Origin of the sequence: Bordetella genomosp. 10 (assembly GCF_002261225.1) — a bacterium.
Classification (GTDB): domain Bacteria; phylum Pseudomonadota; class Gammaproteobacteria; order Burkholderiales; family Burkholderiaceae_B; genus Bordetella_C.
Window position 1 is genome coordinate 1,951,912 of sequence record NZ_NEVM01000001.1, and the last position, 12,566, is coordinate 1,964,477.

12 protein-coding genes are annotated in these 12,566 nt (G+C 64.7%); 7 read left to right on the plus strand and 5 right to left on the minus strand.

The genetic code is table 11. The features are described 5' to 3' along the window. Positions 1-81: 81 nt before the first annotated feature. The 4 genes from CAL29_RS08535 to CAL29_RS08550 all read right to left on the minus strand — a co-directional run bounded on the left by CAL29_RS08535 (position 82) and on the right by CAL29_RS08550 (position 4,961). Positions 82-1,533, minus strand: a complete 1,452-nt coding sequence (locus CAL29_RS08535) for a bifunctional 2-methylcitrate dehydratase/aconitate hydratase (RefSeq protein WP_094852445.1) — start codon at positions 1,531-1,533, stop codon at positions 82-84. Between the two features lie 87 nt (positions 1,534-1,620). Beyond that, a complete protein-coding gene (gene prpC, locus CAL29_RS08540) occupies positions 1,621-2,799 on the minus strand; it encodes a bifunctional 2-methylcitrate synthase/citrate synthase (RefSeq protein WP_094852446.1) in 1,179 nt (392 codons plus the stop codon). A gap of 50 nt (positions 2,800-2,849) precedes the next feature. After that, positions 2,850-3,737 (minus strand): methylisocitrate lyase, encoded by an 888-nt coding sequence (gene prpB, locus CAL29_RS08545; RefSeq protein ID WP_094852447.1) that lies wholly within the window; start codon positions 3,735-3,737, stop codon positions 2,850-2,852. 234 nt (positions 3,738-3,971) lie between these two features. Then, entirely contained in the window at positions 3,972-4,961 is a 990-nt protein-coding gene (locus CAL29_RS08550) for a malate dehydrogenase (protein ID WP_094852805.1), read from the minus strand. Between the two features lie 414 nt (positions 4,962-5,375). Here CAL29_RS08550 and CAL29_RS08555 point away from each other — a divergent pair, with 414 nt between their 5' ends. The 7 genes from CAL29_RS08555 (at position 5,376) to gltA (ending at position 11,220) form a co-directional block, all read left to right on the plus strand. Beyond that, complete coding sequence (locus CAL29_RS08555; RefSeq protein ID WP_094852448.1) at positions 5,376-6,161, plus strand: GntR family transcriptional regulator; 786 nt, start codon at positions 5,376-5,378, stop codon at positions 6,159-6,161. A 145-nt stretch (positions 6,162-6,306) separates the two neighbouring features. Continuing rightward, complete coding sequence (gene sdhC, locus CAL29_RS08560; RefSeq protein ID WP_094852449.1) at positions 6,307-6,720, plus strand: succinate dehydrogenase, cytochrome b556 subunit; 414 nt, start codon at positions 6,307-6,309, stop codon at positions 6,718-6,720. Further along, complete coding sequence (gene sdhD / locus CAL29_RS08565) at positions 6,720-7,103, plus strand: succinate dehydrogenase, hydrophobic membrane anchor protein (protein ID WP_094852450.1); 384 nt, start codon at positions 6,720-6,722, stop codon at positions 7,101-7,103. Before sdhC ends, sdhD begins: the two co-directional genes overlap by 1 nt. Before the next feature lie 3 nt (positions 7,104-7,106). Beyond that, positions 7,107-8,885, plus strand: coding sequence for a succinate dehydrogenase flavoprotein subunit (sdhA, locus tag CAL29_RS08570; protein ID WP_094852451.1), 1,779 nt, complete (start codon positions 7,107-7,109; stop codon positions 8,883-8,885). A gap of 13 nt (positions 8,886-8,898) precedes the next feature. Further along, positions 8,899-9,615, plus strand: a complete 717-nt coding sequence (locus CAL29_RS08575; RefSeq protein WP_094852452.1) for a succinate dehydrogenase iron-sulfur subunit — start codon at positions 8,899-8,901, stop codon at positions 9,613-9,615. A 17-nt stretch (positions 9,616-9,632) separates the two neighbouring features. Next, positions 9,633-9,893: a succinate dehydrogenase assembly factor 2 gene (locus CAL29_RS08580; RefSeq protein ID WP_094852806.1), complete on the plus strand. Its 261-nt coding sequence runs from the start codon at positions 9,633-9,635 to the stop codon at positions 9,891-9,893. 16 nt (positions 9,894-9,909) lie between these two features. Then, a complete protein-coding gene (gene gltA, locus CAL29_RS08585; RefSeq protein ID WP_094852453.1) occupies positions 9,910-11,220 on the plus strand; it encodes a citrate synthase in 1,311 nt (436 codons plus the stop codon). Positions 11,221-11,415: 195 nt separating this feature from the next. Here gltA and CAL29_RS08590 read toward each other — a convergent pair whose 3' ends face one another. Further along, positions 11,416-12,342, minus strand: coding sequence for an AEC family transporter (locus CAL29_RS08590; protein WP_094852454.1), 927 nt, complete (start codon positions 12,340-12,342; stop codon positions 11,416-11,418). Between the last annotated feature and the right edge of the window lie 224 nt (positions 12,343-12,566).

The window sequence follows — 12,566 nt, forward strand, 5'->3', positions numbered from 1 at the left end:
AGCCCCAAGGGAGCCCCAAACGGCAGAGCGGCGCTGCGCGGCCGTCCGGCGCATGCAACGCCGCCGGCCGCGCGCCTGCCTTCAGATCACATACAGATCCACGTACTCATGCACCGGCATGGCCTCCAGGCGGGCCTGGTCCAGCGACACGTCCAGGATCCTGGCCTGCTGGCGAGGGGGGAACTGGCGCGCGAGGTTGGTGCGGAACTTGGCTTCCAGCAGGGGGATGCCGTCGGCGCGGCGCCGCTTGTGGCCGATGGGGTATTCGCAGACGACCTCGTCCAGCTTGCCGCCGTCCTTGAATTCCACCGTCAGCGCATTGGCGATCGAGCGCTTGTCGGGATCGTGGTAGTCCCGGGTGAAGGCGGGATCCTCGACGCAGACGATGCGGTCGCGCAGCGCGTCGATGCGCGCGTCGCCGGCGACGTCGTCCTCGTAATCGGCGGCGGTCAGGCGGCCGAACAGGATGGGCACGGCCACCATGTACTGGATGCAGTGGTCGCGGTCGGCGGGGTTGTTCAGCGGTCCCTTCTTGTCGATGATGCGGATGCACGCCTCGTGGGTGCGGATGGTGATCTTTGCGATGTCGTCGGCCGTCTTGCCGGCCTGCTTCAGCAGGTCGTGGACCTGCATCGCGCATTCCACCGCGGTCTGCGAGTGGAATTCCGCCGGATACGAGATCTTGAACAGCACGTTCTCCATCACGTAGCTGCCGTAAGGGCGCTGGAATTCGAAGGGCTTGCCCTTGAAGAGCACGTCGTAGAAGCCCCAGGTCTTCGCGGTGAGGACCGAGGGATAGCCCATTTCGCCGGTGCGTGCCATCAGCGCCAGGCGCACCGCGCGGCTGGTGGCGTCGCCGGCCGCCCAGCTCTTGCGGCTGCCGGTGTTCGGCGCGTGGCGGTAGGTGCGCAGGCTCTGTCCGTCGACCCAGGCCAGCGACACGGCGTTGAGGATTTCCTCGCGCGACAGTCCCAGCATCTGCGCGACCACGGCGGTGGAGGCCACCTTGACCAGCACCACGTGGTCCAGGCCGACCTTGTTGAAGGAGTTCTCCAGCGCGATGCAGCCCTGGATCTCATGCGCCTTGATCATGCCGGTCAGCACGTCGCGCATCGTCAGCGGCGGCTTGCCGGCGGCCACGGCGTTGCGCGAGAGCCAGTCGGCGGTGGCGAGGATGCCGCCGAGGTTATCGGAAGGATGGCCCCATTCGGCGGCCAGCCAGGTGTCGTTGAAATCCAGCCAGCGGATCATGGCGCCGATGTTGAAGGCGGCCTGGACCGGATCGAGCTGGAACTGGGTGCCGGGCACCTTGGCGCCGTTGGGCACGATGGTGCCGGGGACGATAGGGCCCATGAGCTTGCGGCAGGCGGGGTATTCCAGCGCCTCCAGCCCGCAGCCCAGGGTATCGATCAGGCAATTGCGCGCGGTCTCATAGGCCGGCGGGCTCGCGATCTCGTAATCGAGGACATAGTCGACGATGTCGACGAGGACCTGGTCGGGATCGGGGCGGACGTTCGAAACGTGTGTGGACATGGTGGTAGGGTCTCCCTCTGGACGTGCGACAGGAGCCGGCCGGGGAGGCCGGCTCCGCTCCCCTCACTTGTTCACTTGTGCACTTGCTCACTTGCGCTTTTCGAGCGAGACGAACTTCTGGTCTTCCGGTCCCGTGTAGTTGGCGGTCGGGCGGATGATCTTGTTGTCGATGCGCTGCTCGATGATGTGCGCCGACCAGCCGGCCGTGCGGGCGATCACGAACAGCGGCGTGAACATGGCGGTGGGCACGCCCATCATGTTGTAGCTGACGGCCGAGAACCAATCCAGGTTGGGGAACATCTTCTTGATTTCCGCCATGACGGTTTCCAGGCGCTCGGCGATGTCGAACAGCTTGGTGGTGCCGGCCTGCTTGGACAGCTTGCGCGCGACTTCCTTGATGACCTTGTTGCGCGGGTCCGAGACCGTGTACACGGGGTGGCCGAAGCCGATCACCACTTCCTTGTTCTCGACGCGGCGGCGGATGTCGGCCTCGGCCTCGTCCGGCGTGTCGTAGCGGCTCTGCACTTCGAAGGCCACTTCATTGGCGCCGCCGTGCTTGGGACCGCGCAGCGCGCCGATGCCGCCGGTGATGGCCGAGTACATGTCCGAGCCGGTGCCGGCGATGACGCGGCAGGTGAAGGTCGAGGCGTTGAACTCGTGCTCCGCGTACAGGATGAGCGAGGTATGCATCGCCTTGACCCACTCGGCGGGCGGCTCCTTGCCGTGCAGCAGGTGCAGGAAATGGCCGCCGATGCTGTCGTCGTCGGTCTCGACGTCGATGGAACGGCCGTTGTGGCTGTAGTGGTACCAGTACAGCAGGGCCGAGCCCAGGCTGGCCATCAGGCGGTCGGCGATGTCGCGCGCGCCCGGGGTGTTGTGGTCGTCCTTCTCGGGCAGCACGCAGCCCAGCACCGACACGGCGGTGCGCATGACGTCCATCGGGTGGCTGGAGGCCGGCAGCGCTTCCAGCGCCACCTGCAACTGCACCGGCAGGCCGCGCAGGGCGCGCAGCTTCTGCTTGTAGGCCTTCAGTTCGGCCTTGTTGGGCAGCTTGCCGTGGACCAGAAGGTAGGCGACTTCCTCGAATTCGCTGGTGTCGGCGATGTCCAGGATGTCGTAGCCGCGATAGTGCAGGTCGTTGCCGCTGCGGCCCACCGTGCACAGCGCCGTGTTGCCGGCGACCACGCCGGACAGGGCCACCGATTTCTTCGGCTTGAAGCCCGGCTTGTCCTGTTCCTTGCTTTCCTTGGTACTGGAAGTGCTCATGTGTCTGCTCCTTTCCTCAAAGGTGGGTAAGTATCACTTGGACTGTTGGTTCACTTGGACTTCTCGAACAGCGCGTCGAGTTGAGACTCGAAGGCGTGGTAGCCGATGCGGTCGTAGAGCTCGTCGCGGGTCTGCATCAGGTCGACCACATTCTTCTGGTGGCCGTCGTGGCGGATCGCGGTGTAGACGGTTTCGGCGGCCTTGTTCATGGCGCGGAAGGCCGACAGCGGATAGAGCACGATGCCCACGCCCACGGACTTCAGTTCCTCGACGCTGAACAGCGGCGTCTTGCCGAATTCGGTGATGTTGGCCAGGACCGGCACCTTCACGGCGCGCACGAACTTGTCGTAGGTGGGCAGGTCGTAGGCGGCTTCGGCGAAGATGGCGTCGGCGCCGGCTTCCACGCACTTCAGCGCGCGTTCGATGGCGGCATCCACGCCGTGCGAGGCGATGGCGTCGGTGCGGGCGATGAGGTAGAAATCCTCGTCGGTGCGGGCATCGGCGGCGGCCTTGACGCGGTCGGCCATCTCCTCCGTGGAGACGATTTCCTTGCCGGGCCGGTGGCCGCAGCGCTTGGCGCCGACCTGGTCCTCGATGTGGCAGGCCGCGGCGCCGAACTTGATCAGGCTCTTGACGGTGCGGGCGATGTTGAAGGCCGACGGACCGAAGCCGGTGTCGATGTCGACCAGCAGGGGCAGGTCGCAGACGTCGGTGATGCGGCGCACGTCCACCAGCACGTCGTCCAGCGTGTTGATGCCGAGATCGGGCAGGCCCAGCGAGCCGGCCGCCACGCCGCCACCCGACAGGTAGATCGCGCGATAGCCGGCGCGCTTGGCCAGCAGGGCGTGATTGGCGTTGATGGCGCCGATGACCTGCAACGGCGATTCTTCGGTCAGGGCCTGGCGGAACAGGGCGCCGGGCGACGGGGGACGGGACATGCGGATCTCCGGGATGAAAAGGCGGGGGAAAAGGGCCCCCACGCCGCGCGGCTTGCGCCGCTTGCTGCCCCCCAGGGGGGCTTTTTACCTTGGGGCGGCCCGGCGGTAAAAAAGGCCCCCACGCCGCGCGGCTTGCGCCGCTTGCTGCCCCCCAAGGGGGCTTTTTACCTTGGGGCGGCCCGGCGGTAAAAAAATGGGCCCATTTCCACGGGCCCATTTTTCACTTGCGCTGGATTACTTCAGCAGGTCTTTCACGCCGTCGCGCTCTTCGAGCAGCTCTTTCAGCGTGAAGTCCATGCGCTCGCGCGAGAACGCGTCGATTTCCAGGTCCTTGATGACCGTGTATTCGCCGTTGGCGGTGGTCACGGGCACGCCGTAGATGATGCCTTCGGGGATGCCGTAGGAACCGTCCGAGGGCACGCCCATGGTGACCCACTTGCCGTTGGTGCCCAGCACCCAGTCGCGCACGTGGTCGATGGCGGCGTTGGCGGCCGAGGCGGCCGACGACAGGCCGCGCGCCTCGATGATGGCGGCGCCGCGCTTGCCCACGGTGGGGATGAAGACGTCCTTGTTCCAGGCGTCGTCGTTGATGATCTTGTTCAGGCTCTGGCCGCCGACGGTGGCGAAGCGGGTGTCCGGATACATCGTGGGCGAGTGGTTGCCCCACACGACCAGCTTTTCGATGTCGGCGACCGGCTTGCCGGACTTGGCCGACAGTTGCGACAGGGCGCGGTTGTGATCCAGGCGCAGCATGGCGGTGAAGTTCTTGGCCGGCAGGTCCGGCGCGGACTTCATGGCGATGTAGGCGTTGGTGTTGGCGGGGTTGCCGACCACCAGGACCTTGACGGTGCGCTTGGCCACTTCGTTCAGGGCCTTGCCCTGGGCCGTGAAGATCTGGGCGTTGACGGTCAGCAGGTCCTTGCGTTCCATGCCGGGACCGCGCGGGCGGGCGCCGACCAGCAGGGCCACGTCGACATCCTTGAAGGCGGTGCGGGGATCGCTGTGCGCGGTCACTTCCTGCAGCAGCGGGAAGGCGCAGTCATCCAGTTCCATGATGACGCCCTTGAGGGCCTTCTGTGCCTTTTCGTCGGGGATTTCCAGCAGTTGCAGGATGACGGGCTGGTCTTTGCCGAGCATTTCGCCGGAGGCGATGCGGAACAGCAGAGCGTAGCCGATTTGACCGGCGGCGCCAGTAACGGCGACGCGCAAAGCGGGCTTGGACATGAACATTCTCCGTAAGAGTCGTCGAGAAAAAATCTCGCCGGACAGTGTAATCGTTAGGACCTTAAAAAGGGCCCCCACGCCGCGCGGCTGTGCCGCTTGCTGCCCCCAAGGGGGCGCCTCTGCCTTGGGGCGGGCCGGTAGTAAAAAAGATCCTTGCTGACTTTGGAAAAGTCTTTTGCGCCTGGGGAACGATGGCCATATTGCAGTGCGATGACGGCGCGGCGGCGAACCCGCAGGGCAGGCGTATCCTAAGACGAACATGACGTTTACGTCAATTGGACTTATATCTTATATAAGACATAAGACGTTGGACACGCGTCATGCCGTTGTGCAACAATAGCGCCGCTCGTGCGACAGCCCCGTTTCAGCTCACCGCCCCGAACGCCGCGGCCGCCGGCAAACCGAAGAAAATCAATGGCAGATCCCCGGCTAGAAGCCCCCGCTTGGAACAAGAACGCCGCTGGCCGTCCGGCCGGCGCGAGCGCCGCTTTCAGTCCGCTATACCGCCAGATCAAGGAATTGCTGGTGCAGAGCCTCGATCGCGGCGAATGGAAGCCGGGCGAGTTGATCCCCAGCGAAATCGACCTCGCGGCCCGCTTCCAGGTCAGCCAGGGCACCGTGCGCAAGGCCGTCGACGAACTGGCCGCCGAGCACGTGCTGCTGCGCCGCCAGGGCAAGGGCACCTTCGTCGCCACGCACCACGAAGCGCGCGTGCGCTTCCGTTTCCTGCGCCTGGCCGCCGACGAAGGCGCCGAAACCGAAGCCGCCGAAAGCCGCATCCTCGATTGCCGCCGCCTGCGCGCGCCGGCCGACGTGGCGCGCGCGCTGGAACTGCGCGCCGGCGAGACGGTCTTCGCCCTGCGCCGCCTGCTGACCTTCGGCGGCGTGCCCACGGTGCTGGACGAAATCTACCTGCCGGGCTCCGCCTTCCGCGGCTTGACCGTGGAGGCGCTCAGCGCCAACCGCGCGCCCCTCTACGGCTTCTTCGAATCCGAATTCGGCGTGAGCATGATCCGCGCCGACGAAAAACTGCGCGCCGTCGCCGCGACCGACGAGGCCGCCACCGCCCTGAACCTGCCGGCGGGGACGCCGCTTCTTCAGGTGGAACGCATTTCCTACACTTACGGCGACCGGCCCATGGAAGTCCGCCGCGGCTTGTACCGTACCGATCGCTACCATTACCGCAATAGTTTGAATTGATGGGCTTTTTCTTTTGATTTGATAGCAACCCGTTACATGGGTGAAAATAGACGAGTTTTACCCCCGAGGGTCGCAGCACGAAGATTCTCCGGGGCCGGGCATTCCCGCCATCACGATTTTTAGTTTCGAGACAACCGAGGTCGTCATGTCCGACACAGCTGCCAAGCCGCGTCCGCAGTTTCGCAATATCAGCATTGGCCAAATCGCCAAGTACCGCCTGCCCCTGGCCGGCCGTCTGTCGATTCTTCACCGCGTCAGCGGGGCGTTGTTGTTCCTCTGTATTCCCTTGGTCATCCTGCCTTTGCTCGGCGCCAGTCTGGCGTCGGCGGAAAGCTTCGCGGGCGTGGCCTCGGTGGTGGGGCATCCGATCGTCAAACTGATCCTGCTGGTCCTGATCTGGGGCTATCTGCACCATTTCTGCGCCGGCATCCGTTACCTGGTGCTGGACCTGCACATCGGCATCGACAAGGTCTCGGCCCGCAAGTCGGCCGGCATCGTGTTCGTGGTCAGCCTGGCGCTGACCGTGGTTTTCGGTCTCAAACTGTTCGGAGCCTGGTAATGGCCGCTAGCAAGAACTACGGGCCCAAGCGCCTGGTCGTCGGTGCCCACTACGGCACGATGGATTTCCTGGCCCAGCGCCTGACCGCGATCATCATGGCGGTCTATACGCTGGTGTTGTTCATCGGCGTGCTGGTCATGCCGGGCTTTACGTACGAAAGCTGGAAGGCGCTCTTCACTTTCCACGTATTCGCGCTGCCGCTGGGCCAGTTGCTGGTCACGCTGGCCTTCCTGTCGCTGGCTTATCACGCCTGGATCGGCGTGCGCGACATCTGGATGGACTACGTTCGCCCGGTGGGCGTGCGCCTGCTGCTGCAGGTCCTGACCATCCTGTGGCTGGTCGGCTCGGTCGTGTATTTCGCGCAAATTATCTGGAGGCTCTAAGCCGTGGTCGCTGTCAAGAAATCCTTGCCGCGCCGCCAATTCGATGTGGTGGTGGTCGGCGCCGGCGGTGCCGGCATGCGCTGTTCCCTGCAACTGTCCCAGGCGGGACTGTCCGTGGCGGTGCTGTCCAAAGTGTTCCCTACCCGTTCGCATACCGTGGCGGCGCAGGGCGGCGTCAGCGCTTCGCTGGGCAACATGAGCGAAGACAACTGGTACTGGCACATGTACGACACCGTGAAGGGGTCGGACTGGCTGGGCGACCAGGACGCGATCGAATTCATGTGCCGCGAAGCGCCCAGCGCCGTCTATGAGATGGAGCACTTCGGCATGCCGTTCGACCGCAACCCGGACGGCACCATCTATCAGCGTCCCTTCGGCGGCCATACCGCCAACTTCGGCGAGAAGCCGGTGCAGCGCGCCTGTGCCGCCGCCGACCGCACGGGCCACGCCCTGCTGCACACCCTGTACCAGCGCAACGTCGCCACGCGGACCCAGTTCTTCGTGGAATGGATGGCGCTGGACCTGGTGCGTTCGGAAAGCGGCGACGTGGTCGGCGTGACCGCGCTGGAAATGGAAACCGGCGAAATCTACCTGCTCGAAGCCAAGACCACGGTGCTGGCCACCGGCGGCGCCGGCCGTATCTGGGCCGCGTCCACCAACGCCTTCATCAACACCGGCGACGGCCTGGGCATGGCGGCGCGCGCGGGCATCGCCCTGCAGGACATGGAATTCTGGCAATTCCACCCGACCGGCGTGGCCGGCGCGGGCGTGCTGATCACCGAAGGCGTGCGCGGCGAAGGCGGCATCCTGCTGAACAAGGATGGCGAGCGCTTCATGGAGCGCTATGCGCCCACGCTGAAGGACCTGGCGCCGCGCGACTTCGTGTCGCGCTCGATGGACCAGGAAATCAAGGAAGGCCGCGGCTGCGGTCCGGACGGCAGCTACGTGGTGCTGAAGCTGGACCACCTGGGCGCCGACGTCATCAACAAGCGCCTGCCCTCGATCCGCGAAATCGCCATCAAGTTCGGCAACGTCGATCCGATCAAGGAACCGATCCCGGTCGTGCCGACCATCCACTACCAGATGGGCGGCATCCCGGCCAACTATCACGGCCAGGTGGTCGAGTGGAAGGACGGCGAATCCAAGGTCGTCAACGGCCTGTACGCCATCGGCGAATGCGCGGCGGTGTCGGTGCACGGCGCCAACCGCCTGGGCACCAACTCGCTGCTGGACCTGATCGTGTTCGGCCGCGCCACGGGCAACCACATCGTCAATTCGCATCCGGAGCGCCAGCATTCGCACCAGCCGGTGTCGCAGTCGTCCATCGATTTCTCGCTGGACCGCGTCAACGCCCTGGAAAACCGCACCGGCGGCGAGAAGACCCAGTACGTCGCCAACGCGATCCGCGCCTCGATGCAGCGCCACTGCGGCGTGTTCCGCACGCTGGAGCTGCTGAACGAAGGCGTGGGCCAGATCGAGGAACTGGCCGAACAGGCCAAGAACATCTCGTTCAAGGACAAGTCCAAGGTGTTCAACACCGCCCGCATCGAGGCGCTGGAACTGGCCAACATGACCGAAGTGGCGCGCGCCACCATCAAGTCGGCGGCCAACCGCACCGAGAGCCGCGGCGCCCACGCCCTGGACGACCACCCGACCCGCGACGACGTGAACTGGCTGAAGCACACCCTCTGGTACACGGAGGGCAGCCGCCTGGACTACAAGCCGGTCCAGATGAAGCCGCTGACCGTCGAGTCCTTCCCGCCCAAGGCGCGTACTTTCTAAGCAGGATGCCGGCATGAGCACCAAGCGTATCGTTAAATTCGAGATCTACCGCTACGATCCTGACAAGGACGAGCGTCCCTATATGCAGAAGCTGGAGGTCGAACTCCAGCCCACCGACAAGATGCTGCTCGATGCGCTGGTGCGCATCAAGAACGACGTCGACGACAGCCTGGCCCTGCGCCGCTCCTGCCGCGAAGGCGTGTGCGGTTCGGACGCCATGAACATCAACGGGAAGAACGGGCTTGCCTGTACAACCAACCTGCGCGAGTTGAAGGAACCCATCGTTCTGAAGCCGCTGCCGGGCTTGCCGGTGATTCGCGACCTGATCGTGGACATGACGCACTTCTTCAACCAGTACCACTCGATCCGGCCGTATCTGATCAACGATACGCCGCCGCCCGAGCGCGAGCGCCTGCAGTCGCCGGAAGCCCGCGAGGAACTGGATGGCCTGTACGAGTGCATCCTGTGCGCGTGCTGCTCGACGTCCTGCCCGTCGTTCTGGTGGAACCCGGACAAGTTCGTCGGTCCGGCCGGCCTGCTGCAAGCCTACCGCTTCATCGCCGATAGCCGCGACGAAGCCACCGGCTCGCGTCTGGACAACCTGGAGGATCCGTATCGGCTGTTCCGTTGCCATACCATCATGAACTGCGTCGACGTGTGCCCGAAGGGGCTGAATCCGACCAAGGCCATCGGCAAGATCAAGGAACTGATGGTCCGCCGCGCGGTCTAGTCTTGAAGGGTGCGAACATGAACGCGCTGACCGATCTCGATCGCACCCGCCTGCGCTGGCGGGCGCGGCGCGGTCTGCTCGAAAACGACCTGATTATTACGAAGTACCTGGATGCGTACGAGTCGTCCTTGACGAATGAAGACGTTGCAGCATTGACGCAATTGTTCGAACTCGGCGACAACGACTTGCTCGATCTGTTGCTGGCGCGAAAAGAGCCGGAAGGCGATCTCGACACGCCGAAGCTACGCGAAATCATCCACAAGATGCGCGAGCTATAACTTAGAGAGGAATGTGATGAAACTGTCAGACAAGAAAGCCACCCTATCATTTTCGGACGGCTCCGCTCCGATCGATTTTCCGATTTACCAGGGTACGGTAGGTCCGGACGTCATCGACATTCGCAAGCTGTACGGCCAGACCGGCATGTTCACGTATGACCCCGGTTTCATGGCCACGGCCTCGTGCTCTTCGGCGATCACCTACATCGACGGCGACAAGGGCGAGCTGCTGTATCGCGGCTACCCCATCGAGCAGTTGGCGGTGAAGTGCGACTTCCTGGACATCTGCTACCTGATCCTGAACGGCGAACTGCCCGACGCCGCCCAAAAGGCGGACTTCGACTCGCAGGTGACCCATCACACGATGGTCAACGAGCAGTTGCACTTCTTCCTGCGCGGCTTCCGCCGCGACGCGCACCCGATGGCCGTCCTGACCGGCCTGGTCGGCGCGCTGTCGGCCTTCTACCACGACTCGCTGGACATTACCAACCCGCAGCACCGCCACATTTCCGCGATCCGCCTGATCGCCAAGATGCCGACCCTGGTGGCGATGGCGTACAAGTACTCGCAAGGCCAGCCCTTCATCTATCCGCAGAACGACCTGTCGTACACCGGCAACTTCCTGCGCATGATGTTCGCCACGCCGTGCGAAGACTACAAGGTGAACGAAGTGGTCGAGCGCGCGCTGGACCGCATCTTCATCCTGCACGCCGACCACGAGCAGAACGCCTCGACCTCGACCGTGCGCCTGTGCGGTTCGTCGGGCACCAACCCCTTCGCCGCCATCGCGGCCGGCGTGGCTTGCCTGTGGGGTCCTGCCCACGGCGGCGCCAACGAAGCTTGCCTGCAGATGCTGGAGCAACTGCAGGCCGAAGGCGGCGTGGCCAAGGTCGGCGAGTTCATGGAGAAGGTCAAGGACAAGAACTCGGGCGTGCGCCTGATGGGCTTCGGCCATCGCGTGTACAAGAACTACGACCCGCGCGCCAAGCTGATGCAGCAGACGTGCAAGGAAGTGCTGGCCGCGCTGGGCCTGGAAAACGACCCGCTGTTCAAGCTCTCCATGGAGCTGGAGCGCATCGCGCTGGAAGACCCGTACTTCGTCGACCGCAAGCTGTATCCGAACGTCGACTTCTACTCGGGCATCGTGCAACGCGCCATCGGCATCCCGACCGCGCTGTTCACCGCCAACTTCGCGCTGGCCCGCACCGTGGGCTGGATTGCCCAGTGGAACGAAATGCTGTCGGATCCCGATTACAAGATCGGCCGCCCGCGCCAGTTGTTCACGGGTTCGGTCAAGCGCGACGTGCCGGACCGCAAGAAGAAGTAATCGCGCCAGCCCGCCCCCGCCGCGCCAAGCCCGGGGGCCCCGGCGGCCACGACGAGGAAGGCCTGTGCTTCGTGCACAGGCCTTTTTTCATCGCCGGGCCGCTCCCAAGATGAAAAGCGCCCCCTCGGAGGGCAGCAAGCGGCGCAGCCGCGCGGCGTGGGGGTCTTTTTCATTCTCGGCGCGGGCCGGGGGGAGTCAGAGCCAGGAGGTCAGGAGTAGGACCGAGGCGGGCAGGGAGATGCCGGCGATGACGGTCTGGACGGCGATGATGCCGGCCATGAGGGGGGCGTCTCCGCCGAGCTGGCGCGCCATGATGTAGGACGACGATGCGGTCGGCAGGGCCTGGAAGATGATGGCCGCGGTGGCGGCGGGGCCGCTGAGGTTGAAGAGGTGGCAGGCCAGGACGGTGGCCGCGGGCATCAGGGCGAACTTGAATATCGACGCGAAGATCGTGGGCCGCATCCAGGAACGGGCGGCGCCGAAATCCAGGGCCGCGCCCACGCACAGCAGCCCCAGCGGCAGCGATGCCTGTCCGAGCGACTTGAGCACCTGCGCCAGCACGCCCGGCAACGGGAAATCGGTGACCTTCAAGGCAATGCCGAGGACGCTGGCGACGACCAGCGGATTCAGGGCCAGTTGCTTCAGCACGTTCTTCAGCGACAACTGGCCGATGTTGCCGTAGCGGGCGAAGACCAGCACGCAGAGGACGTTGACGGTGGGGATGATGGCCGCGTTGGCGACGGCCGCGAGCGCCACGCCCTGGGCGCCGAGCAGCCCGGCGGCGGCGGAGATCCCCACGTAGTTGTTGAAACGGATGCCGCCTTGAAAGATGGACGTGAAGGCCGGATCGCCGACGCCGGCGGTCCGGCGCGTCGCCAGGACCAGCAGGGCCACGAGGGTCGTCGAGCAGACCAGCGTCGCCACCATCGCCTTGATGGGCAGGCCGTCCAGCCGGGCCGTCGCCAGGCCGTGCACGAACAGCGAAGGCAGCAGGATGTAGTAGCTGAGGCGTTCGGCCTGGCCCCAGAACGGGTCGGAAAGGACCTTGCGCCGGCGTAGCTCCCAACCCAGCGCAATCAGCAATGCGATTGGCGCGACCGAGGCGAGCAACGCGGTAATCATCCAGTCTCCTTCGTAGGCGTTATCGAATTACGCAATGGTTAGAAGGTGAACGATAGCGCCGCGAATCAATAACATAAAGCGATAAATAATCTGGTTTAGCTTGAGAAATTCTTATTGATCGTTGAGGTCTCGTTGGTGCGTCGTTGATGTCTCGGATCGCAATGCGCGCCGCGCCGGATCGCCGCGCGCCGGCCGCGCCGGATCGCCGCGCGCCGGCCGCGGCT